This window comes from Agromyces sp. NPDC057679 (genome assembly GCF_042799635.1).
Taxonomy (GTDB): Bacteria; Actinomycetota; Actinomycetes; order Actinomycetales; family Microbacteriaceae; genus Agromyces.
Genome location: NZ_JBHVIK010000003.1, coordinates 298,838 through 320,854 on the forward strand (window position 1 = coordinate 298,838; position 22,017 = coordinate 320,854).

Consider the following 22,017-nt stretch of genomic DNA (forward strand, 5'->3'; position numbering starts at 1 on the left):
TGCATCCGACTTGCCGTATTCGAACATTTGTTCGAAACTGAGGTGGTGACACTGGCTGCTCCGCTCCACTCCCCGACCGCTCGCCTCGAGCGCGTCGACGAGCTGCAGGCGCGCATCCAGGGCATGCAGTCCACCCGGCTCGAGACCCGCGCGGTGCCCACCCACCCGGCCTTCGCGGGGCTCCTGCCGGGCGGCAGCCTGCGCGAGGGCACCGTCGTCGAGGCGCAGGGCTCGACCACCCTCGTGATGGCCCTGCTCGCGACCCCCTCGGCGAGCGGGCGCTGGGTCGCCGTCGTCGGCATGCCCGAGTTCGGCGTCGAGGCGGCCGCCCGGTTCGGCATCGAGCTCGAGCGGCTCGTGCTCGTCCCAGAGCCCGGGCGACAGTGGCTCGCGGTGGTGGCGGCCCTGGCCGACGTCATCCCCGTCGTCGCCGTCCGACCGGCCCAGCGGGTCGCTCCCGCCGAGGCGTCGCGGCTCGCGGCCCGCCTGCGCGAGCGCGGCGCCACGCTCATCGCCGCCGGCGCCTGGCCCGGCGCCGACGCGAGCCTCGGCGTCGAGCTGAGCGAATGGCACGGCCTCGAACTGGGGCACGGCCTCCTCGACGAGCGCGAGGTCGTCGTGAGCGCCGCCGGCCGGGGCGGGTTCGCGAAGCGGCGACGCTCGCGGCTGCGCCTGCCCGATCGTGCGCTCGGGTTCGCGGTGGCCGACGACGCTTCGGGCGAGGTCGGCCCGACCCATCCCGTCGCCGCGGCATCGCGGCTCGCGCCCGTGATCCATGCCGACTTCGCGAGGCCGGCATGACCGCCGTCTCCCCCGCCCGCGCGATCGTGCTCTGGTGCCCCGACTGGCCCGTCTTCGCGGCCGCCCGCGAGGCCGGGCTCGACCCCGCGGCGCCGCTCGCGCTCACCGAGGGCGGCGCGGTGCACTCGTGCTCGGCGGCCGCCCGCCGCGACGGGGTCGTGCGAGGGCTGCGGCTGCGCGAGGCGCAGTACCGCTCCCCCGCGATCACCGTGCTGCCGTACGACCCGGTGCTCGACGTGCGCGCCTTCGAACCGGTGGTGCGGCAGGTCGAGCAGACCGTCCCAGGGGTGCAGGTCGTGCGGCCCGGCACGCTCGCGATGCGCGCCCGCGGGCCGGCCAGGTACTACGGCGGTGAGGATGCCGCGGCGCGGGCCCTCCTCGAGACCGTCGAGCGGCTCGGGGTGGCCGGCGCCCGGGTCGGCATCGCCGACGGCCCCTTCGCGGCCGAGCAGGCGGCGCGTGCCGTGCGCTCCTCGCCCGTGGGTATCGTGGCGCCCGGGGGCTCCGCCGAGTTCCTCGCGCCGCTGCCCGTCGGCCTCGTCGTCGACGATCGCACCCGCACACTGCTCAACCGGCTCGGCGTGCGCACGCTCGGCGAGTTCGCGGCACTCCCGCAAGGCGACGTGCGCCGGCGCTTCGGCGCCGCAGGCGCCTTCGGCCACGACCGGGCGGCCGGGCGCGAGTCGACGGGGGTGGCGGCCCGCACCCCGCCGCCCGAGTTCGAGATCGCCGCCGAGTTCGAACCGCCGCTCGACCGCATCGACCAGCTCGCCTTCGCGTTCCGGGTGCGCGCCGAAGAGTTCATCGACCGCATGCGGGCCGCGCGGCTCGTGTGCACGGCCATCCGGGTCGAGCTCGATGACGAACGTGGCGGGCACTCCGCCCGCAGCTGGCTGCACCCGCGCTGGTTCACTCCGGCCGACGTGGTCGACCGGGTGCGCTGGCAGCTGCAGGGCGCCGGCACCGCCGACACCGGGCTCGCCTCGCCGATCACGAAGCTGCGGGTGATCCCCGAGCGGGTCGACGGCACCGCGAACCACGAGGCCGGGCTCTGGGGCCAGGGGCCCGACGAGCGCGTGCACCACGCGCTGACCCGCGTGCAGAGCATGCTCGGGCACGAGGGGGTGGTGACGGCGGCGGTCGGCGGCGGTCGCATGCTCGCCGACCGACAGGTGCTCGTGCCGTGGGGCGATCGTGCACCCGAGCACCGGGAGGCGCCGTGGCCCGGCAGCCTGCCCGCACTCGCACCGGCGAGCGTGTTCCGCGAGCGGCATCCGGTCGCCCTGCTCGACGCGGCCGGCGCCCCCGTCGCGATCGACGAGCGTGGAGCGATCTCGGCCCCGCCCGAGCGTTTCGCGGTCGGCCGCGGCGCCTCCGAGCAGGTGCGGGCGTGGGCGGGGCCGTGGCCCGTCGTCGAACGCTGGTGGGACGCCGATCGGGCCCGCCGGGTGCATCGCTTCCAGATCGTCGACCACGACGGCTGCGCGTGGCTGCTCGTGCGCGACGACGAGGGCTGGTGGGCCGAGGCGAGGTACGACTGATGGGGTGGAACAACCCCGAGATCCCCTGGTCGGAGCTCGAGCGCACGCTCTCCGACCGGCGTCGCCCGAACCCGGGCGCGTCGAAGCTCATCGCCGACGGCGGCGACGGCCCGGCGTTCAGTCGCAAGCGCCAGCCGTACCGTCCGAGCGAGGGGCTCGCCTCGCCCGACGGGCCGGTGGTGCCCTATGCCGAGCTGCACGCGCACTCCAACTACAGCTTCCTCGACGGCGCCTCGGCGCCCGAGCAGCTCGTCGAGGAGGCGCATCGGCTCGGCCTCTCGGGCATGGCCATCACCGATCACGACGGCTTCTACGGCATCGTGCGCTTCGCCGAGGCGGCCGAGAGCTTCCCCGAGCTCACCACCGTCTTCGGCGCCGAGCTCTCGCTCGGGCTCAGCGCTCCGCAGATGGGCGCCGCCGACCCCGAGGGCGAGCACCTGCTCGTGCTCGCCCGCCGTGAGGAGGGCTACCACCGGCTCGCCTCGGCGATCACCGCCGGGCAGCTCGCGGGCGGTGAGAAGGGCCGTCCGGTCTACGAGCTCGAGGCGCTCGCCGAGCAGGCGGGCGGCGAATGGGTCATCCCCACCGGCTGCCGGAAGGGCGCGGTGCGACGCGCCCTCCACGACGGCGGCGCCGACGCCGCGTGGCGCGAGCTCGACCGCCTGATCGCGCTCTTCGGGCCCGAGCAGGTCGTGGTCGAGCTCTTCGACCACGGCGCTCCGGCCGACCAGCGCGCGAACGACGTGCTCGCGGGGCTCGCCGAACGGGCGGGGCTCCCGCTCCTCGCGACGAACGCGGTGCACTACGCGACCCCGCCCGAGCACCGGCTCGCGAACGCCCTCGCCGCGGTGCGCGCCCGGCGCAGCCTCGACGAGCTCGACGGGTGGCTGCCGGCCTCCGACGGCATGCACCTGCGGAGCGGCGCCGAGATGCAGGCCCGCTTCGCCCGCTACCCGGGCGCGGTCGGGCACTCGGTCGTGCTCGCCGACGAGCTCGGCTTCACCCTGCGCAGCGCCCGTCCGCGCCTGCCCCGACAAGAGGTGCCCGAGAGGCACACCTCGATGAGCTGGCTGCGCGAACTCGTCTGGCAGGGCGCCGCCGAGCTCTACCCCGGGGTGCCCGACCACGTGCGCGCGCGGCTCGAGCACGAGCTCGCGGTGATCGAGCAGAAGGACTTCCCCGGCTACTTCCTGATCGTGCACGACCTCGTGAGCGAGGCCCGGCGGCGGGGCATCCTCTGCCAGGGGCGCGGGTCTGCCGCGAACTCGGCCGTCTGCTACGCGCTGCGCATCACCGCCGTCGACTCGATCAAGTTCGACCTGCCCTTCGAACGCTTCCTCTCGGCGCTGCGCGACGAGGAGCCCGACATCGACGTCGACTTCGACTCCGACCGGCGCGAGGAGATCATCCAGTACGTCTACGCGAAGTACGGCCGGCAGAACGCCGCGCAGGTGGCGAACGTGATCAGCTACCGGCCGAAGGTCGCGGTGCGCGACATGGCGAAGGCGCTCGGCTACGGCACCGGGCAACAAGACGCGTGGTCGCGGCAGGTCGAACGCTGGGGCGCCGTCGTCGAGACCGACGACCACGACATCCCTGCACCGGTGATCGCGCTCGCCGAGCAGGTGCTCGGCTTCCCGCGGCACCTCGGCATCCACTCGGGCGGCATGGTGCTCACCGACCGGCCGGTCGGCGAGGTCTGCCCCATCGAGCACGCCCGCATGCCGAACCGCACGGTCCTGCAATGGGACAAGGACGACTGCGCCTGGATGGGGCTCGTGAAGTTCGACCTGCTCGGGCTCGGCATGCTCGCCGCCCTGCAGTACACCTTCGACCTCGTGCGCGAGCACACGGGCGAGGTATGGGAGCTGCAGTCGATTCCCAAAGAAGAGGCCGCCGTGTACGACATGCTCTGCCGTGCCGATTCGATCGGCGTCTTCCAGGTCGAGAGCCGTGCGCAGATGGGCACCCTCCCCCGGCTGAAGCCGCGCCGGTACTACGACCTCGTCGTCGAGATCGCGCTCATCAGGCCCGGCCCGGTGCAGGGCGGCGCGGTGCACCCGTACATCCGCCGCCGCACCGGCGAGGAGGAGGTCAGCTACCTGCACCCGAATCTGAAGCCGGTTCTCGAACGCACCCTCGGCGTGCCGCTCTTCCAGGAGCAGCTCATGCAGATGGCGGTCGCCGTCGGCGGCTGCACGGCCGCCGACGCCGACCTGCTGCGCCGGGCGATGGGGTCCAAGCGCGGGGTCGAGAAGATCTCGAAGCTGCGCGCGAAGCTCTTCGAGGGCATGGCGGCCAACGGCATCTCCGACGACGACGCCCAGGCGATCTACGCGAAGATCGAGGCCTTCGCGAACTTCGGCTTCGCCGAGAGCCACGCCCTCGCCTTCGCGCTGCTCGTCTACACGAGCTCGTGGCTGAAGCTGCACTACCCCGCCGCGTTCCTGGCGGCGCTGCTGCGTGCGCAGCCCATGGGCTTCTACTCGCCGCAGACGCTCACCGCCGACGCGCGGCGGCACGGCGTGCGGGTGCTGCGCCCCGACGTGCTGCGCTCGGGCGCGCACGCGGGGCTCGAGGTGCTCGAGCCGGCGGGCGGCTCGGGCGGCGCCGGTAGTGGGGCGGATGCCACGTGGTCGCCCCGCGACGTCCGCCGCCCGCCGACGGGGCTCCGCAGCTGCACCGAGGCCGAGCAGCCGCCGATCGGCGACTTCGATCGCGAGGCGCCCGACCGCTCGGCCGAGCACCGGCGCGATGGCGCCTTCGCCGTGCGGCTCGGCCTCGCCGATGTGCAGGCGATCGGCGAGCAGGTGGCGCAGCGCATCGTCGACGAGCGCGAGGCGCACGGCCCGTACCGCGACATGGCGGACGTCTCGCGGCGGGCCGGTCTCGACACCGAGCAGCTCGAGGCCCTCGCCGCGGCCGGCGCTTTCGACGGCTTCGGGCTCGCCCGGCGCGAGGCGCTGTGGCTCGCCGGCGAGGCGGCGCAGGATCGAGCGGAGTTCCTGCCGGGCTCGGTCGTCGTGGTGCAGCCGCCGCTCCTGCCGATGCTCTCGCCGGCCGAGCAGGTCGTCTACGACCTCTGGTCGACCGGCATCTCCCCCGACGACCATCCGATCCGCCACATCCGCGAGCGGCTCGACGAGCGCGGGGCGATCCGCATCGACCGCCTCCGCGACGTCGAGTCGGGTCGACGGATCGAGGTCGGCGGGGTCGTGACGCATCGGCAACGCCCTGCGACGGCCTCGGGCATCACCTTCCTGAACCTCGAAGACGAATCGGGCACCCTCAACGTGATCGCCGGCGTCGGCGTCTGGAACCGGTACCGGCGCATCGCCCGGGAGGCGCCCGCGATGGTGGTGCGCGGCATCCTCGAGCGCTCGAAGGAGGGGGTGACGAACCTCATCGTCGACCGTTTCGAGTCGCTCACCGTCGCCGCGCCCTCGCGGTCGCGCGACTTCCGGTGAACCCCGCCGGCCGGCCTGCCCGCACCCGCTCGTGTCGCACGAGGACCCGGCCCGGCCTCCGATAGCCTCGTGCGGTGCCCGCAACGCCTCCCTTCGACCACGACCCGACCGACCGCTACGGCGGTGACGTGCTCTCGGGCGACTGGCGCGCCCGGGGCCGCACCGTGATCCCCACGGTCGAGGCCGAGCGCGAGCTCGTCGTCGAACTCGCCGAGTCGGGCTTCTGCGGTGCCGTGATCGGCGTCGCGAAGGGAACGGTGACCCTCGAGGACCGGTTCGGCAAGCACCGGATGTTCCCGCTCGGCCATGGCTTCCTCGTCGACGGCCGTGCCGTGCAGCTCGTCGCGCCGAAGCCGAAGGCGCCGACGGGCCGGCTGCGCACCGCCTCGGGCTCGTTCGTCGCCGAGTCCTCCCCCGCGAAGGTCGCCCTGCCGAGCCGCATCTTCGTCGAAGGTCGGCACGACGCCGAACTCGTCGAGAAGATCTGGGGCGCAGACCTCCGCGTCGAGGGCGTCGTCGTCGAATACCTCGAGGGCGTCGACGTGCTGCCCGAGACCCTCGCGGAATTCCGCCCCGGCGCCGGCCGGAAAGTCGGCGTGCTCGTCGACCACCTCGTGCCCGGCTCGAAAGAGCAACGAATCGCCGATGCCGTCGCCCGCGGCCCGCACGGCGCGCACGTGCTCGTGGTGGGGCATCCGTACATCGACATCTGGCAGGCCGTGAAGCCCGCCCGCATCGGCAAGACCGAGTGGCCGACGATCCCGCGCGGCACCGAGTGGAAGCACGGCATCTGTGAGGCCTTCGGCTGGCCGCACGAGGATCAGGCCGACATCGCCCGCGCCTGGCAGCGCATCCTCGGGCAGGTGCGCGGCTACGGCGACCTGGAGCCCGCGCTGCTCGGCCGGGTCGAGGAGCTCATCGACTTCGTCACGACGCCCGCCTGAACCCTCGCGAACGGAGCGGAGACGACTCCGTCACGGCTCGGCGGGCTCGATCTCAGATCGAGAAGCCGCCGTCGCTGTGGATGAGCTGGCCGGTCACCCACCGCGACTCGTCCGAGACGAGGAATCGCACGAGCCGGGCGGCGTCCTCGGGGGTGCCGAGCCGCCCGGTGGGCTGCTGGGCGGTGAGCGCCGTGCGCGTCGCTTCGTCCATCCAGCCGGTGTCGACCGGACCCGGGTTCACGAGGTTCGCGGTGATGCCGAGCGGGGCGAGCTCGCGGGCCGCGGCGATCACGATGCGGTCGAGCGCTCCCTTCGACGCGCCGTAGGGCACGTTGCCGACGACGTGGTCGCTCGTGAGCGCGACGATGCTGCCGCCACGGACGCCGCCCTCGTCGGCGGCAGCGCCGCCGTCGGCCACGGCCTGCAGCTGCTCGGCGAACGCCTGCACGAGCAGCAGCGCGGCGCGCGCGTTGACGGCGAAGTGCCGGTCGAAGCTCTCGAGCGAGGTGTCGAGGATGCCCGAGTCGACACTCTGCGCGTGCGAGAGCACGAGCGCGCGCATGGGGCCGAGCTCGGCCGCCCGCGCGACGAGACGTGCCGGCACCTCGGGGTCGGCGAGGTCGGCGTCGAGCGCGATCGCGCGGGCTCCGAACGACCGCAGTTCGGCCTCGAGCGCGGCGGGGTCGCGATCGGGGTCGCCGCCGAGGGGCATCCGCCGGTCGTAGTCGCCGAGGTGGCTGAACGCGATGTCCCAGCCGTCGGCGGCGAGGGCGGTCGCGATCGCCCAGGCGATCGTGTTGCGACGGCCGGCGCCGGTGATGAGGGCGACGGGGCGGGTCATGGGCCTCCTCGAAGGCGGACGGGTCAACAGGTCACGATGCGGCGGGCAGCGTCACGACCACGCGAAGCCCTCCGCCCTCGCGAGGCGCGAGGGCGAGGGAGCCGCCGTGCGCCCGGACGATGCTCTTCACGATAGCGAGGCCGAGACCGACGCCGCTGCGGTCGGTCCTGATGCGGTCGCCGCCACGGCGGAACGGTTCGGTGAGCGTCGAGACGAGCGTGGGATCGAGCGGCTCGCCGGTGTTCTCGACGACGAGCACCGCCTCCCCCGTGCGCGACAAGGTCGTGACCTGCACGGTGCCGTCGGCACGGAGGTTGTGCACGATCGCGTTGTGCACGAGGTTCGTCGTCAGTTGCAGCAGGAGCGCCGGCGAGCCGAGGGCGACGGCGACCTCGCCGGAGACCTCGAGCGAGATGCCGCGCTGCTCGGCGAGCGGCAGCAGGGTCTCGGCGGCCTGCTCGGCGAGCAGCGAGAGATCGACCGACTCCCTGGCGAACGACTGCTGGTCTGCGCGGCTGAGCATGAGCAGCGCCTCGATCAGGTCGATCGCTCGAGTGTTGACCGTCTGCAGCCCCTCGATGAGCGCCGCGGTGTCGCGCTGCGGATCGTCGCGGGCGACGTCGAGGAGCGTCTGGGTGATCGCCAGCGGGGTGCGCAGCTCGTGCGAGGCGTTCGCGGCGAAGCGACGCTGCTCGTCGACATGGGCCTCGAGCTGCGCGAGCATCGCGTCGAAGCTGTCGGCGAGCTCGCGGAACTCGTCGTCACGTCCCTCCATCTCGATGCGGTGCGAGAGCGAGCCGCTCGCGGCCCGCCGCGTGGCCCTCGTGATGCGGCGCAGCGGAGCGAGCATCCGACCGGCGAGGAACCAGCCGCCGGCGAGCCCGAGCACGAGGAGGAAGAGCAGCGCCCAGGCGACCGCCGGAGCGAAGGCGCGGATGAGGTCGTCACGCCCCGGCACGAAGCCGCCGATGGTCGCGATCGCCTCGGCCGGCACGTAACGCAGGAGGAACGCCCAGACCACGGCGAGCAGCAGCGCGCCGGCGACCATGAGGAACCCCGCGTAGCTCAGGGTGAGCTTGAGCCGCACGCTGATTCCGGGCGCCCTATCCATGCGATCCGCCCCCATGCTCGGCGGGTTCGTCGCCCGCCCGGTCGCCGGTGGCCCGACCGGTGTCGATGCGATAGCCCACGCCGGGCACCGTGGCGATGAGCCAGGGCTCCCCGAGTCGTTTCCGCAGCGCCGAGACGGTGATGCGAACCGCATTGGTGAAGGGGTCAGCGTTCTCGTCCCACGCCCGCTCCAGCAGCTCCTCGGCGCTGATCACGCCGCCCTCAGCTGCGACGAGCACCTCGAGCACCGCGAACTGCTTGCGGGTGAGCGCGACGTATCGCCCGTCGCGGTGCACCTCGCGGCGGAACGCATCGAGCCGCAGACCGGCGATCTCGCGGACCGGCGGCCGGTTGTGCGCTCGACGGCGATCGAGGGCACGCAGGCGCAGCACCAGCTCGCGCAGCGCGAAGGGCTTCGTGAGGTAGTCGTCGGCGCCGAGTTCGAACCCAGAGGCCTTGTCGTCCAGCCGATCTGCCGCGGTCAGCATGAGGATCGGGATTCCGCTGCCGGACGCGACGATGCGTCGGGCCACCTCATCGCCCGAGGGACCGGGGATGTCGCGGTCGAGCACGGCGAGGTCGTAGGCGTTCACGCTCAGCAGTTCGAGGGCGGTGTCGCCGTCGCCGGCGATGTCGGCGGCGATCGCCTCGAGCCGCAGCCCGTCGCGGATGGCCCCGGCCAGGAGTGGTTCGTCCTCGACGATCAGCACGCGCACGCTTCCGATGGTACGAGGCGGCGCATATCGCCCGCGTATGCGAATCGGCATACGCTCCGGCAACACGCCCTCGCGTTGGCTGGTGCGCATGACCTCGAAGCTCCATCCCGAGACCTCCGCGAACCGCGCCGGCCGCACCCGTCGCGCCGGCCCGTTCGCCCTGCTCATCATGCTCGCCCTCGCGATCGCCACCGCGCTGCTCGTGACGGCGATCGTCGGCTCGCTCGGCGAACCGCCGTCGTCGGCGACGCCGGTGACCGGCGGGGATCCGCTCGCCAGTACCGGTACCGGTGCCGGAGCCGCACCGCTTCCGGGCGACGGTCGCCTCGGCGGCGGCGTGACCGTCTTCGACGACGGCGAGGCCGCGATCGCCAATCTCGACCCCGCGCTCCTCGACGCCGTCCGCCGGGCGGCGACGGACGCCGAGGCCGCCGGGATCGCGTTCGTCGTCAACAGCGGCTGGCGATCGGCCGAGTACCAGGACGAGCTGCTGCAGGACGCCATCGCCGAGTACGGCTCGGCCGAGGAGGCGGCACGATGGGTCGCCACCGCCGCGACCTCGCCGCACGTGCAGGGTGACGCGATCGACCTCGGCTGGTGGGAGGCGACGACGTGGCTCTCGGAGCACGGGGCCGCCTACGGCCTCTGCCAGATCTACGCGAACGAATCGTGGCACTTCGAGCTGCGCCCAGAGGCGGTCGACGACGGATGCCCCGAGCCCTACGCCGACCCCACCGAGGATCCCCGGATGCAGCGATGACCACGACGACGACGCGCCACCCGGCCGCACGCGACGTCGAGGCATCCCGGCTGCGGCCCTCGACCCGCGCGCTCGTGATCGTGCTGTTCGCGAGCTACCTCGCGCTGCTCGTGTGGATCGTGCTGTGGAAGTTCGAGGCGCCGTGGATCGGGGGCGGATCGCGCCGCGTGATCAAGCTCGTGCCGTTCGCCGACACCGCCGAGTTCGGGGCGAGCGCACCCCGCGAGGTGCTCGCGAACATTGCGTTCTTCGTGCCGTTCGGCGTCTACCTCGGCCTCCTCCGGCCGACGTGGCGGTGGTGGCGGGCGGCGACGATCACCGCGGCGGTCAGTCTCGCCCTCGAGACGCTGCAGTACACGCTCGCCGTCGGCAGCACGGATACGACCGATGTGATCACGAATGCCGCCGGGGGCCTTGCCGGGTTCGCGCTGCTCGCGCTCGCCCGGCGGCGCTCAGGCGTACGAGCGTCGGTCGTCGCCGTGCGACTGTGCGTAGTGGGCACCGTGCTCGCGCTGCTCGCGAGTCTGACGATCGTCGCCACTCCGCTGGGCTACGGACCTCCGGCCGACGGGCCCGGGCGCGTGCCGGCATCGATGCCGACGGGCGATCAGGCGAGGCTCGTGCCGAACGCGAGGCCGAGCAGGTAGGTGACCGCCGCGGCCCCGAGGCCGATCGCGAGCTGCCGGAACGCGCGCTTGAGCGGCGAGGCGCCCGAGAGCAGACCCACGGTCGCGCCGGTCAGGAGCAGCGCGATGCTCACGAGCACGGTCGCGGTGACGATCGCGGCGAGCCCGGTCAGGCCGAAGAGGTAGGGCAGCACCGGGATGAGCGCGCCCGAGGCGAAGAACAGGAAGCTCGAGATCGCGGCGGACATGCCCGTGCCGACCGCCTCGTCGTCGTGCTCGGCGACCGCGAGCGCGTCGGTCGGCGCGTGCACCTGCTCGGCGGCCTGCACGCGAGCGACGACGAGCGCGGCGTGCTCGACCGCCTCCTGCTCGCCCATGCCGCGAGCCCGGTAGACGAGGGCGAGCTCGTTGGCATCGACGTCGAGGTGCGGCAGCGCCTCGCGGGCGGTCGGGTCGGGGGCGGATGCCTCGAGCAGCTCCCGCTGCGAACGCACCGAGACGTACTCGCCCGCCCCCATCGAGAGCGCGCCGGCGAGGAGGCCCGCGATGCCGGTGAAGAGCACCACTCCCGGGGCGACGCCCGTCGCACCGATGCCGAGCACGAGCGCGAGGTTCGAGACGAGGCCGTCGTTCGCGCCGAACACCGCAGCGCGGAACGTTCCGGCGAGGCTGCGGCGACCCCGTGCGGCGAGCCCGCGAACGACCTCGCCGTGGATGCGCTCGTCGGCCGCCATCGCCGGCGTCGCGTGCGGGTCGCTCGCGTAGGGCGAGCGGGCCTCGGCGCGCTGTGCCAGCGCGAGCACGAAGATCGAGCCGAAACGGCGCGCGAGCGAGGCGAGCATCCGGGTGCGCAGGTCGGCGCGGGGCACCCCGCGGTCGTCGCCGCCCAGGAGGCGGAGCCAGTGCGCCTCGTGGCGGCCCTCTGCCGCGGCGAGGGCGAGCAGGATCTCGCGCTCCTCGCCGTCGCGGCGGGCGGCGAGCTCGCGGTAGACGGCGGCCTCGGCGCGCTCGGCGGCGAGGTAGCGGCGCCAGCGGTCGCGCTCGGCCGGGGTGCCCTGCGGCTGCTCGTCGGTCATGTGCTCTCCTCCGTCTCGCGGGCGCACCGGTGGATGGGGAGGCCGCCGGGTACCCGCGCCAGTGCGCGGCCGCGCTCACGGCCGACGTTCACGCTATCGGGCGCCACGGGGCCGAGCAGGCCGATTCGCCCGGATTGACAGCATTTCGGAGCGCCGAACGAGCACGCTCCGAACAGCGAACCTGCAAGCCGATGATCGACCCGCGAGGATCGCGGTCAGCCGACGAGCTTGTTCCAGCCGTCGCCGTCGACGTGCTCGAAGATGAGGTTCGTCTCGGTGTGGGCGACCGCGGGGTGGCCGGTGAGGTGCGAGAGCACGAACTCGCGCAACTCCTCGGCGTCGCGCGCGGCGACGTGGAGCAGGTAGTCCTCCGCGCCCGCCATGTGGAACACGCCGAGCACACCGGGCAGGTGCGGCACCTGCGAGCGGAACGCGTCGATCTCGCTGCGGTCGTGCTTCACGAGCCGCACCGCGATGAGCGCCTGCAGCGAGACCCCGAGCGAGGCGAGATCGACCTCGACGCGGTAGCCGCGCACGGTGCCGAGTGCCTGGAGGCGACGCAGCCGGAGCGACACGGTGGACTCGGCGACGCCGACCTCGGCGGCCAGCGCGGCGCCCGAGGCCCTGGCGTTCGTGGAGAGTGCCTGGAGCAGCGCGCGGTCGACGCGATCGAGTTCGGGTTTCTGCGCCATGTGTGGACTCCAAGCGGATCGATTCTGCAGATTCTGCGAGGCATCCAGAGTATCGCAATGATCGTGCAGGCTGAGTTGAGAGATTCAGCAGAATCTGCTTCAGTGCGAGCCATGCAGACATCGTCGTCGCACCTCGAGACCCGCGCCGTCCACGGCGGTATGAGCGGAGTCCGAGAGAGCGGATCCCACGTTCCCGTCATCGACTTCTCGACCACGAACCCGCTGGGCTCGGTCGAGACCGGGGGGCTCTCCTACGAGGAGCTCGCCACCGGCCACGACCTCGGCGAGGGACGCTCGGCGGTGTACCAGCGGCTGTGGCAGCCCGGGGTCGCCCGCTTCGAGGAGTCGCTCGCCGGGCTCGAGGGCACCGACGGCGCCGTCGCCTTCGGCAGCGGCATGGCCGCGCTCGCCGCGGTGCTCATCGCGACCGCATCTGCAGGCAAGCCGCACGTCGTCGCGGTACGCCCGCTCTACGGCGGCACCGACCACGTGCTCGAGAGCGGCCTGCTCGGCACCGAGGTGACCTGGGCGACGGTCGACGAGGTCGCCGACGCGATCCGCCCCGAGACCGGGCTGGTCGTCGTCGAGACCCCCGCCAACCCGACGCTCGAGCTCGTCGACCTGAGCCGGCTCGCCGACGCCGCGGGCGAGGTTCCGCTGCTCGTCGACAACACCTTTGCGACCCCGGTGCTGCAGCGGCCCGCCGAGCACGGCGCGACGCTCGTGCTGCACAGCGCGACGAAGTACCTCGGCGGCCACGGCGACGTCATGGGCGGCGTGGTCGCCGCCGACCGCGACTGGGTCGAGCGACTACGCCGGGTGCGGGCGCTCACCGGCGGTCTCCTCCACCCGATGGCCGCGTATCTCCTGCACCGCGGGCTCCGCACCCTGCCGCTGCGGGTGCGCGCCCAGCAGGAGACCGCGCGCGAGCTCGCCGGGCGCCTCGCAAGGCATCCCGCGGTCGCCCGCGCGCACTATCCGGGGCTGCCCGGCCAGGACCCGCAGGGTCTCCTCGGCACGCAGCTCGAGGGGCCGGGATCGATCATCGCGCTCGAGCTCGCCGGCGGCTTCGATGCCGCGGTACGGTTCACCGAGTCGTGCGAGCTCGTCACCCACGCGGTCTCGCTCGGCGGCGTCGACTCGCTCGTGCAGCACCCGGCTTCGCTCACACATCGCCCCGTCGCAGGCGCCGCGAAGCCGGGCGACGCGGTCGTGCGCCTCTCGATCGGACTCGAGCACGTCGACGACCTCGCGGCCGATCTCCTCGCTGCGCTCGATGCAGCGGGGACGACCTCGGGCGCCGACCGTGCAGACCGCACCGACGCCGGTCAGTCCGCCGGCGACGCCGACGAGGGCTCCTCGACCCGCGCCGCCTGAGGCGGGTTGCGGATCCCGAGCCAGGAGACGACTCCCCCGACGACGAGGAGGGCCGCGGTCGCGATCGCGGCCCGGTGATAACCGTCGACGTCGAGCGTCGATCCGACGATGACGCCGATCGAGGCGATCGCCACGAGTCCGGCGATGCGTGCGACGGCGTTGTTGACGGCAGAGCCGATGCCCGCCCTGGCGGGATCGACGGCCCCGAGGATGGCCGCGGTGAGCGGGGCGACGGTGATCGCCATGCCGAGCCCCGAGACGACGATGCCGGGCAGGAGCTCGGTCCAGAAGCCGACCTCCTCGGTCACGGCGAGCGTGAGCAGGTACCCGACGGCGACGACGATCGGCCCCGCAGTCATGAAGATCCTCGGGCCGAACCTCGTCGAGAGCCCGCCGAACCACGAGCCCAGGAGGACGAGCATGATCGTCGGCGGCAGGGTCGCGAGACCCGCGGCAGTGGCGCTGAACCCGCCGAACTCCTGCAGGAAGATCGTGATCGCGAAGGGTCCGAGCGAGAAGGCCGCGTAGATGAAGAGCGTGGCGAGGTTGCCTGCGGCGAAGTTGCGGGCCTTGAAGAGGCTGAGCGGCAGCATCGGCTGCGGTGTGCGGCGCTCCCACCAGATGAAGAGCCCGAGCGCGATCACCCCGCCGATGAGCGGCACGAGCACGAGCGGCGAGTCCCAGCCGAGGCGCTCGCCCTCGATGAGCGCGAACACCGTGCCGCCGAGGCCGGCGACGCAGAGCGCGGCGCCGATCCAGTCGATGGGGGCGTGCTCGGAGGCGGGCTCATCGCTCGTGATGCCCCGCAGCATCACGAGCGCGACGACGATCGGGATCAGGTTGATCCAGAACACGAGCCGCCACGACACGAGGTCGACGAGCAGCCCGCCGAAGAGCGGCCCGATGAGGAACGCGACCGTCGTCCACGCCGTCCAGCGGCCGATCGCCTTCCCCTGCTCGGCGAGCGGGAACGTCGCGACGATGAGCGCGAGCGAGCTCGGCACGAGCAGGGCGCCCGCGGCACCCTGGAACGCACGGGCGACCACGAAGAAGACGCCGTCGGGGGCCATCGCGCAGGCGATCGAGGTGACGCCGAAGCCGTAGAGCCCGATGCGGATCATGCGCGCCCGCCCGAACGAGTCGGAGAGCGATCCCGCGAGCAGGATGAACGCGCCGAGCGTCAGCAGGTACGCATCGACCGCCCACTGCTGCAGCGCGAGCCCGCCGCCGAGCTCCTCGGCCAGCGACGGGAGCGCCACGTTGATGACGGCTCCGTCGAGGAACGCGATGAACGAGACGATGATCGCGATGACGAGCACCCGGGTGCGGCGAGCCATGGGCGCCATGGTATCCCCGGCCGCGGATGCCCCGCGCCTCCCTCGCGCGCGGCGAGGCATCCCGTGAACGCCGAGCGGGGCGCCGACGGCACGAACGTGCCGCCGGCGCCCCTCGGTCGCCGGTCGCCTAGGCGGCGAGCCAGACGTCCGGTCCGAAGACCTCGTAGTGGATGTCGGTCGAGGGGACGCCCGCGGCGATCGCCTGCGAGCGGATGGAGCGCATGAACGGCAGCGGACCGCAGAGGTAGAGCTTCGCGCCGGCCGGCATCTCGACGCCGTCGAGGCTCATGAAGCCGCTCTCCGCGTCGGCGGCGGACGAGGGCTCCTCGAGCCAGAGGCGGAGCTCCGCGTTCGGCAGCGCCGCGACGGCCTCGCGCATCTGCGCCTCGAGCGCCCAGTTCTCGGCCCGCTGCTCGGCGTGGAGCACGAGGACGCGGCGCTCGGACGCCGAGCCCGCGAGCGACTGCAGGATGGAGGCGCTCGGCGTGCAGCCGATGCCGGCCGTCGCGAGCACGATGGGGGCGTCGGTGTCGTCGAGCTCGATGTCGCCGTACGGGTTCGAGAGCTCGACGACGTCGCCGACGTTCACGTGTCCGTGGAGGAACGGAGAGACCTCGCCGCCCTCGTCGAGCTTGGTCGTGAAGACACGCTCGGTGAGCGAGTCGACGCGATCGGAGAGCGAGTACTGCCGCGCCTGGTGGAGCCCGTCGGCGAGCTGCACGCGCACCGAGACGTACTGGCCGGGCGTCGCCCGGGTGACGGGCGTCTCGTCGACGGGCGCGAGGCGGAAGGTGATCGAACCGGCGCCCGCGGCCTCCTTCGCGGTCACCCGCCATTCGGCCCACATGACGTCGTTCGCCTGGCGGGCGTACAGGCCTCGCTCGATCGCGATGAGCGCGTCGGCCATGAGCCAGTACACCTCGGTCCAGGCGGCGGCCACCTCGGGGGTGCAGGCGTCGCCCAGGTCGTCGGCGATGGCGGCGAACAGGTGCTCGTAGACGATCGGGTAGCCCGACTCGGGGATGCCGAGGGCGGCGTGCTTGTGCGCGATGCGCGAGAGGACCGCCTCGGGGAGGGTGTCGGGGTGTGCGAGGAGGTGCGAGGCGAAGGCGGCAATGCTGCCGGCGAGGGCCCGCTGCTGGGTGCCGTTCTGCTGGTTCGCCCGGCTGAACATCCCGTCGAGCAGCTCGGGGTGCGCGGCGAACAGGCGGGCGTAGAACTTCGGCGTGATCTCGCCGATGCGCCCGCCGATGACGGGCAGCGTGGCTTCGATGACGGGACGGGACTGCTCGGAAAGCATGGTTCTCCTCGGAACGGTCGTATCTGGCATTTGATATGCGAGATTCCGAGAACAGTTCTACACCCTGTAGAAATGCGGGTGCAAATCAGGCGCCGCCGGATGCCTCGCGCACGCCGGGCAGCGGCAGCGAGACGAGCGACGGGCTCGCCGTGAGCGACTCGACCGTCAGCCCGTCGAGGGTCGCGTAGAACGCCTCACGGGCGCGGTGGAGCGCCGATCGCAGCCGGCACCCCGCGATGAGCGGGCAGCTCGCGCCGTCGCTCGTGATGCAGTCCACGGGATCCTGGTGGCCGTCGAGCGACCGCAGCAGCGCGCCCACGCTGAGCGCGAGCCCGGCCTCCGTGATGCGGGCTCCGCCCATGCGGCCCCGTGCGACCTCGAGGGCGCCGCGCCGGCGCAGTTCGAGCACGGCCTTCGAGACGTGGTGGTACGGCACCCCGATGCGCTCGGAGATCTCGCGGCTCGTGAGCTGCTCGCCCTGCTGGGCGCCCAGCAGCATCAGCGTGCGCAGGCACACGTCGGCGAACCCGTTGATCTTCACGCGACCATCATCGCCCCGAGAGTCGTCGCCGCACGAGCTCGATGCGCGACTGCAGCTGCGTCACCGTCGCCTGCGCGACCTCGGGGCCGCCGCACGCCCGTCGCAGCTCGGCGTGCACGCTCGAGTGCGACTGGCCGCTCTGCCGCGCGTAGAGCCCGACGATGCTGTTGAGCAGCGAACGCTGCTCCTTCAGGGTGCGGAACAGTGCGACCGGTTCGGCCGACCCGCCGTCGCCCTCGCCGTCGGCCTGCGACGCCGCCGCGTGCTTGCGCCGCTCCCCCGCCCGGCGCGCCTGCCGCGCCTGCCGGTGGCGCAGGAGCTCGGAGACCTGCTCGGGCTCGAGCAGCCCGGGGATGCCGATGAAGTCGAACTCCTCGTCGCTGCCGGGTTCGGCGAGCGTGCCGAACTCGGTGCCGTCGAACACGACCCGGTCGAACGAGGCGTCGGAGCCGATCGCCTCCCAGGTGCCGAACTCCATCTCCTCCGAGGCGCGCTCCTCGCGGTTCGCCGACTCGAGCAGGCTGTCGTCCAGGCCGTCGTCGTCGGCGTCGGCGCCGCCGCGCCGGTCGAGGGCGTGGTCGCGCTCGCGCTCGAGCTGGGCGGCGAGCGACATCAGCACCGGGACGTTCGGCAGGAACACCGAGGCGGTCTCGCCGCGTCGGCGGGCCCGCACGAAGCGCCCGATCGCCTGGGCGAAGAACAGCGGCGTCGAGGAGCTCGTCGCGTACACCCCGACGGCGAGGCGTGGCACGTCGACGCCCTCGGACACCATGCGCACCGCGACCATCCACCGGCGGGTGTTGCCCGCGAACTCCTCGATGTTCGCCGAGGCCTCCTTGTCGTCGGAGAGCACGACGGTCACCGGCTCACCGGAGATCTGCTGCAGGATGTCGGCATACGCCCGCGCCACCGTCTGGTCGGTGGCGAGCACGAGCCCGCCCGCATCGGGGATCGACTGGCGCACCTCGGTCAGCCGTCGGTCGGCGGCCCGCAGCACCGCCGGGATCCACTCTCCGCTCGGCTCGAGCGCCGTGCGCCACGCCGAGGACGTGATGTCCTTCGTGTTGTCCTCGCCGAGCTTCGCCTCCATCTCGTCGCCGGCCTTCGTGCGCCAGCGCATGTGCCCGGCGTAGACCATGAACATGACGGGGCGAACGACGCCGTCGGCGAGCGCCCGTCCGTAGCCGTAGTTGTAGTCGGTCTTCGAGAGCCGCACGCCCTGCGCGTCGGGCTCGTACTCGACGAACGGGATGGGGGCGGTGTCGGAGCGGAACGGGGTGCCGCTGAGCGACAGCCGCTTCGTCGCCGGTTCGAACGCCTCGCGGATCGCGTCGCCCCACGAGAGCGTGTCGCCGCCGTGGTGCACCTCGTCGAGGATGACGAGCGAGCGACCCGAGAGGGTCAGTTCGCGGTGCAGCGCGGGCCGCATGGCGACCTGCGCGTACGTGACGGCGACGCCGTGATAGTGCCGCGCCGAGCGGCCGTGCGCGTTGCGGAACCCGGGATCGAGCCGGATGCCGACCCTGGCCGCCGCATCGGCCCACTGCCGCTTCAGGTGGTCGGTGGGCGCGACGACCGTGATGCGGTCGATGACGCGCCGACCGCGGAGCTCGGCGGCGAGGCGGAGCGCGAAGGTCGTCTTGCCGGCGCCCGGCGTGGCCGCGGCGAGGAAGTCGCGCGGAAGCTCGTCGAGATACTGCTCGAGCGCCTCGGCCTGCCAGGCCCGCAGCTTCGACGCGGTACCCCAGGCAGCACGCTCGGGGAACGACGGTGAGAGGTGTTCGGCCGCCGAGGTGCCCGGATGGGCCCCGGATGGTGTCGCTGTACTCACTGGATTCGAGGGTAGCGGAGCCCTGCGACATCCTCGAACCGACACGTTGTGCAGAATGGAGTGATGGTCACCCAGCAGCATCCCTGGTCGCGTTACGTCGCCATCGGCGACTCGTTCACCGAGGGCATCGGCGATCCCGAGCCCTCCGTCCCCGGCGGGCACCGCGGCTGGGCCGACCGCGTCGCCGAGGTGCTCGCGCAGGGCACCGAGGATTTCGCGTACGCGAACCTCGCGGTGCGCGGCAAGCTCATCCAGCAGATCATCGACGAGCAGCTCGAACCGGCGCTCGCGCTGCGGCCCGACCTCATCACGATCTCGGCGGGCGGCAACGACGTCATCCGCCCGCGCACCGACCCCGACGAGATCGCCGCGCGCTTCGAGTACGCGATCGAGCGGCTCTCGCGCGACCACGCCACCATCGTGCTGTTCACGGGCGTCGACGTCGGCTTCTCCCCCGTGTTCCGCGGCATCCGCGGCAAGGTCGCCATCTACAACGAGAACCTCCGCACGATCGCCGCGAAGTACGACTGCATCGTCGCCGACCAGTGGGCCCTCACCGAGGTCCAGGACCAGCGCATGTGGTCGCCCGACCGCCTGCACCTGAACTCGCTCGGCCATCACACCGTCGCCCGCATGGTGCTCTCGGCCCTCAACGTCGACAACGCGCTCGAGCCGCTGAAGCCCGAGCCGCTGCCGTCGACGACCTGGCGTCAGGCGCGCGTGGAAGACCTCGCCTGGGCGCGCGAGTATCTCGTGCCGTGGGTGGTGCGGCGCATCCGCCACCAGTCGTCGGGCGACCTGATCTCGCCGAAGCGGCCCGACGCGGGGCCCTACTCGCTGCCCGGCTGAGCGGTCGCGGGCTCGAGCCCCGAAGGGTTCGAGAGACGCCACCACGTGCCCGGATCGTCGATCTCGGCGTCGAGCACGAGGGGCACGACGATCTCCTGCGCGCCCGCCCGGACGACGGCGGTGCCGACCTCCTCGCCCTTGTTCGCGAGGGTGAGCGGCTCCGCATGCACCTCGACCTCGACGGGGGTGTCGCTCCAGACGACGAGGGATGCCCCGTGGTCGGCCCGTGCGCGCGCGGTGTCGCCCCACGGGGTGTCGTAGTTCGCGAGCTCCTGCCCCGACTCGAGCGGCGTGACCTGGTGGAATCCGGGCGCGACGCTGTCGAGCAGCTTCGCGATCGCCTCGCGGAGCATCGCGTGGTTCTCGCCGCCGAGGACGACGCCCACGACGGTCACGGTCGTGTCGCCGACCGCGTAGTCGGCCGAGAACAGCAGGTTCGCGGCATCGTCGGTGGTGCCGGTCTTGATGCCGTCGACACCGTGCGTGCCGAGCAGCTTGTTCGAGTTCTCGAGGGTGCCGAGCTCGGGGATGTCGACCTGCTGGGTCGCGACGATCTCGGCGAGCACGGGCTCGGCGAGGGCGAGCTCGCCGAGCTTCACGAGGTCGGCGGGCGTCGACACGTTCTCGAGCGACAGCCCGCTCGCGTCGGCGATGCGCGTGTTCACGAGCCCGTGGGCATCGAGCCAGGTGCGCGCGGCGTCGACGAGCCCCTGCTCCGAGCCGAACGCCCAGTTCGAGAGCGAGATGGCGTAGTTGTTGCCCGAGGGCAGCAGCAGCGCCTCGAGGCTCTCGCGGAGGCTCAGCGTCGCGCCGGCCTCGACGGGGGCGACCGAGCCGTTCTGGGCGATCATGTCCCAGTAGATGTCGACATCGGCGTCGGTGTACCCGATGTCGGGGCCGTTCTCCCCCGCGGCGATCGGGTGCTGTTCGAGGATCACCAGCGAGGTGATGACCTTCGTGATGCTCGCGGAGGCCATCTGCTGATCGGCGTTGCCCGCGGCGAGCAGCCCGTCGAAGCCGACTGCGCCGACGGCGTAGCCGCCGAACCCCGGCAGCGCGAGCGCCTGCGGCGCGGCGACGACGGGGGCGGGCTGCTCGATCTCGGGCGCGGCGGCCGGCACTGGGGCGCCGAGTGCGTTCGCCGTGTAGACCCCTCCGCCGATGAGCAGCGCGATCACGACGGCGAGGCTGCCGAACACGACGATGCGGCGGCGCCGGTAGACCCGCCGGCGCTCGTTCGAGTCGGTCGGGTTCGGGGCGCCGGTCGGCGCGATCGTGTCGGTCACGGGGTCGATTCCTCCGGCAGGGCGAGGGCGTAGAGCACGACCGCGGCCGCGGCCGCGACGTTCAGCGAGTCGACGCCGTGGCGCATGGGGATCGTGACGACCGCATCGGCGGCCTCGAGCGCGCTGCGGCTGAGCCCGTCGCCCTCGGCGCCGAACACGAGGGCGAGCCGCTCGGGCGGGTCGGCGGCGAGCCGGCGCAGCGGCACCGCGTCGTCGGCGAGCGCGAGGGCCGCGGTCGTGAACCCGGCGCCGTGCAGGAGGGCCGAGGCCTCGCCCCACTCGGGCAGCCTCGTCCACGGCACCTGGAAGACCGTGCCCATGCTGACGCGCACGCTCCGGCGGTACAGCGGGTCGGCGCAGCGCGGCGTCACGAGCACCGCATCGGCGCCGAGCGCGGCGACCGAGCGGAAGATCGCGCCGACGTTCGTGTGATCGACGATGTCCTCGAGGACGACCACGCGGCGGGCGTTCGCGAGCAGCTCGGCCGGATCGCGCAGTTCGGGCCGCTCGAACGCCGCGAGGGCGCCCCGGTGCACGCGGTAGCCGGTGATCTCCTCGAGCTGCGCGGGGTCGGCGAGGTGCACGGGGATGTCGAAGGGGGCGAGCACGGGCTCGAGCCCGGCGAGCCACTTCTCCTCCATCAGCACCGAGCGGGGTCGGTGTCCGGCGGCGATCGCGCGGCCGATGACCTTCGCCGATTCGGCGATGTACAGCCCCTGCTCGGGCTCCTGCGCACTCCGCAGGGTCACGTCGGTGAGCCGTGCGTAGTCGGCGACGGAATCGGATGCCGCGTCGCGGACTCGTTCGATGTGCATGGTTCTCCTCCCCTCAAGAGTGCCAGCCTCGGAAACAAACCGGAAAACGACGGTGTTTACAATCGGGTCAACCTCGTCTGAATGGAGCTCCCGTGGAGATCGGAATC

19 protein-coding genes are annotated in these 22,017 nt (G+C 72.7%); 8 read left to right on the plus strand and 11 right to left on the minus strand.

Going from position 1 to position 22,017, the window contains the following annotated elements:
* Positions 1–45: 45 nt before the first annotated feature.
* The 4 genes from ACFVAJ_RS14350 (at position 46) to ACFVAJ_RS14365 (ending at position 6,753) form a co-directional block, all read left to right on the plus strand.
* The gene (locus ACFVAJ_RS14350; protein ID WP_376945201.1) at positions 46–801 is read left to right on the plus strand and encodes a hypothetical protein; all 756 of its coding nucleotides are present in this window, start codon (positions 46–48) and stop codon (positions 799–801) included.
* Positions 798–2,342, plus strand: a complete 1,545-nt coding sequence (locus ACFVAJ_RS14355; RefSeq protein ID WP_376945203.1) for a DNA polymerase Y family protein — start codon at positions 798–800, stop codon at positions 2,340–2,342. The genes ACFVAJ_RS14350 and ACFVAJ_RS14355 overlap by 4 nt, the downstream gene beginning before the upstream one ends.
* A complete protein-coding gene (locus ACFVAJ_RS14360) occupies positions 2,342–5,809 on the plus strand; it encodes an error-prone DNA polymerase (protein ID WP_376945205.1) in 3,468 nt (1,155 codons plus the stop codon). Before ACFVAJ_RS14355 ends, ACFVAJ_RS14360 begins: the two co-directional genes overlap by 1 nt.
* A gap of 74 nt (positions 5,810–5,883) precedes the next feature.
* Positions 5,884–6,753 carry a DUF3097 domain-containing protein gene (locus ACFVAJ_RS14365; RefSeq protein ID WP_376945207.1) on the plus strand — a complete coding sequence of 290 codons (870 nt, stop codon included), beginning with the start codon at positions 5,884–5,886 and terminating at the stop codon, positions 6,751–6,753.
* A gap of 52 nt (positions 6,754–6,805) precedes the next feature.
* On the opposite strand, the gene ACFVAJ_RS14370 is transcribed toward ACFVAJ_RS14365, so the two are convergent.
* The 3 genes from ACFVAJ_RS14370 to ACFVAJ_RS14380 are packed head-to-tail and all read right to left on the minus strand — an operon-like array spanning position 6,806 to position 9,420.
* Entirely contained in the window at positions 6,806–7,594 is a 789-nt protein-coding gene (locus ACFVAJ_RS14370) for an SDR family oxidoreductase (protein WP_376945209.1), read from the minus strand.
* Between the two features lie 31 nt (positions 7,595–7,625).
* Complete coding sequence (locus ACFVAJ_RS14375) at positions 7,626–8,705, minus strand: sensor histidine kinase (RefSeq protein WP_376945211.1); 1,080 nt, start codon at positions 8,703–8,705, stop codon at positions 7,626–7,628.
* The gene (locus ACFVAJ_RS14380; RefSeq protein WP_376945213.1) at positions 8,698–9,420 is read right to left on the minus strand and encodes a response regulator transcription factor; all 723 of its coding nucleotides are present in this window, start codon (positions 9,418–9,420) and stop codon (positions 8,698–8,700) included. Before ACFVAJ_RS14380 ends, ACFVAJ_RS14375 begins: the two co-directional genes overlap by 8 nt.
* Positions 9,421–9,508: 88 nt before the next feature.
* Between ACFVAJ_RS14380 and ACFVAJ_RS14385 the strand changes: the two genes are divergently transcribed.
* Together ACFVAJ_RS14385 and ACFVAJ_RS14390 are read left to right on the plus strand one after the other, a co-directional pair.
* Positions 9,509–10,180, plus strand: coding sequence for a M15 family metallopeptidase (locus ACFVAJ_RS14385; RefSeq protein WP_376945215.1), 672 nt, complete (start codon positions 9,509–9,511; stop codon positions 10,178–10,180).
* Positions 10,177–10,827, plus strand: coding sequence for a VanZ family protein (locus ACFVAJ_RS14390; protein ID WP_376945217.1), 651 nt, complete (start codon positions 10,177–10,179; stop codon positions 10,825–10,827). Before ACFVAJ_RS14385 ends, ACFVAJ_RS14390 begins: the two co-directional genes overlap by 4 nt.
* Here the strand turns inward: ACFVAJ_RS14390 and ACFVAJ_RS14395 are convergent.
* Entirely contained in the window at positions 10,788–11,882 is a 1,095-nt protein-coding gene (locus ACFVAJ_RS14395; RefSeq protein ID WP_376945218.1) for a VIT1/CCC1 transporter family protein, read from the minus strand. The genes ACFVAJ_RS14390 and ACFVAJ_RS14395 overlap by 40 nt on opposite strands.
* 215 nt (positions 11,883–12,097) lie before the next feature.
* Positions 12,098–12,574, minus strand: coding sequence for an Lrp/AsnC family transcriptional regulator (locus tag ACFVAJ_RS14400; RefSeq protein WP_376945220.1), 477 nt, complete (start codon positions 12,572–12,574; stop codon positions 12,098–12,100).
* Positions 12,575–12,685: 111 nt separating this feature from the next.
* Between ACFVAJ_RS14400 and ACFVAJ_RS14405 the strand changes: the two genes are divergently transcribed.
* Positions 12,686–13,951 (plus strand): trans-sulfuration enzyme family protein, encoded by a 1,266-nt coding sequence (locus tag ACFVAJ_RS14405; protein ID WP_376945222.1) that lies wholly within the window; start codon positions 12,686–12,688, stop codon positions 13,949–13,951.
* Here the strand turns inward: ACFVAJ_RS14405 and ACFVAJ_RS14410 are convergent.
* From ACFVAJ_RS14410 to ACFVAJ_RS14425, 4 genes are all read right to left on the minus strand, one after another.
* Entirely contained in the window at positions 13,903–15,288 is a 1,386-nt protein-coding gene (locus tag ACFVAJ_RS14410; RefSeq protein WP_376945224.1) for an MFS transporter, read from the minus strand. The two genes, ACFVAJ_RS14405 and ACFVAJ_RS14410, sit on opposite strands and share 49 nt — an antisense overlap.
* Positions 15,289–15,415: 127 nt before the next feature.
* The gene (locus ACFVAJ_RS14415) at positions 15,416–16,588 is read right to left on the minus strand and encodes a globin domain-containing protein (protein ID WP_376945226.1); all 1,173 of its coding nucleotides are present in this window, start codon (positions 16,586–16,588) and stop codon (positions 15,416–15,418) included.
* A gap of 85 nt (positions 16,589–16,673) precedes the next feature.
* Positions 16,674–17,129, minus strand: coding sequence for an RrF2 family transcriptional regulator (locus ACFVAJ_RS14420; RefSeq protein ID WP_376945228.1), 456 nt, complete (start codon positions 17,127–17,129; stop codon positions 16,674–16,676).
* A 7-nt stretch (positions 17,130–17,136) separates the two neighbouring features.
* Complete coding sequence (locus ACFVAJ_RS14425) at positions 17,137–18,960, minus strand: DEAD/DEAH box helicase (RefSeq protein ID WP_376945230.1); 1,824 nt, start codon at positions 18,958–18,960, stop codon at positions 17,137–17,139.
* Between the two features lie 63 nt (positions 18,961–19,023).
* Here ACFVAJ_RS14425 and ACFVAJ_RS14430 point away from each other — a divergent pair, with 63 nt between their 5' ends.
* Positions 19,024–19,809: an SGNH/GDSL hydrolase family protein gene (locus ACFVAJ_RS14430; RefSeq protein ID WP_376945232.1), complete on the plus strand. Its 786-nt coding sequence runs from the start codon at positions 19,024–19,026 to the stop codon at positions 19,807–19,809.
* Here ACFVAJ_RS14430 and ACFVAJ_RS14435 read toward each other — a convergent pair.
* A complete protein-coding gene (locus ACFVAJ_RS14435; protein ID WP_376945234.1) occupies positions 19,791–21,095 on the minus strand; it encodes a D-alanyl-D-alanine carboxypeptidase family protein in 1,305 nt (434 codons plus the stop codon). The genes ACFVAJ_RS14430 and ACFVAJ_RS14435 overlap by 19 nt on opposite strands.
* Positions 21,092–21,910, minus strand: a complete 819-nt coding sequence (locus ACFVAJ_RS14440) for a TrmH family RNA methyltransferase (protein WP_376945236.1) — start codon at positions 21,908–21,910, stop codon at positions 21,092–21,094. The genes ACFVAJ_RS14435 and ACFVAJ_RS14440 overlap by 4 nt, the downstream gene beginning before the upstream one ends.
* Positions 21,911–22,017: the final 107 nt, after the last annotated feature.

Coding starts and splice junctions, on each gene's coding strand:
- ACFVAJ_RS14355 (WP_376945203.1), top strand. CDS start 798: ATGACCGCCGTCTCCCCCGCCCGCGCGATCGTGCTCTGGTGCCCCGAC.
- ACFVAJ_RS14360 (WP_376945205.1), top strand. CDS start 2,342: ATGGGGTGGAACAACCCCGAGATCCCCTGGTCGGAGCTCGAGCGCACG.
- ACFVAJ_RS14370 (WP_376945209.1), bottom strand. CDS start 7,594: ATGACCCGCCCCGTCGCCCTCATCACCGGCGCCGGCCGTCGCAACACG.
- ACFVAJ_RS14375 (WP_376945211.1), bottom strand. CDS start 8,705: ATGGATAGGGCGCCCGGAATCAGCGTGCGGCTCAAGCTCACCCTGAGC.
- ACFVAJ_RS14385 (WP_376945215.1), top strand. CDS start 9,509: ATGACCTCGAAGCTCCATCCCGAGACCTCCGCGAACCGCGCCGGCCGC.
- ACFVAJ_RS14390 (WP_376945217.1), top strand. CDS start 10,177: ATGACCACGACGACGACGCGCCACCCGGCCGCACGCGACGTCGAGGCA.
- ACFVAJ_RS14395 (WP_376945218.1), bottom strand. CDS start 11,882: ATGACCGACGAGCAGCCGCAGGGCACCCCGGCCGAGCGCGACCGCTGG.
- ACFVAJ_RS14400 (WP_376945220.1), bottom strand. CDS start 12,574: ATGGCGCAGAAACCCGAACTCGATCGCGTCGACCGCGCGCTGCTCCAG.
- ACFVAJ_RS14405 (WP_376945222.1), top strand. CDS start 12,686: ATGCAGACATCGTCGTCGCACCTCGAGACCCGCGCCGTCCACGGCGGT.
- ACFVAJ_RS14410 (WP_376945224.1), bottom strand. CDS start 15,288: ATGGCTCGCCGCACCCGGGTGCTCGTCATCGCGATCATCGTCTCGTTC.
- ACFVAJ_RS14415 (WP_376945226.1), bottom strand. CDS start 16,588: ATGCTTTCCGAGCAGTCCCGTCCCGTCATCGAAGCCACGCTGCCCGTC.
- ACFVAJ_RS14430 (WP_376945232.1), top strand. CDS start 19,024: ATGGTCACCCAGCAGCATCCCTGGTCGCGTTACGTCGCCATCGGCGAC.
- ACFVAJ_RS14440 (WP_376945236.1), bottom strand. CDS start 21,910: ATGCACATCGAACGAGTCCGCGACGCGGCATCCGATTCCGTCGCCGAC.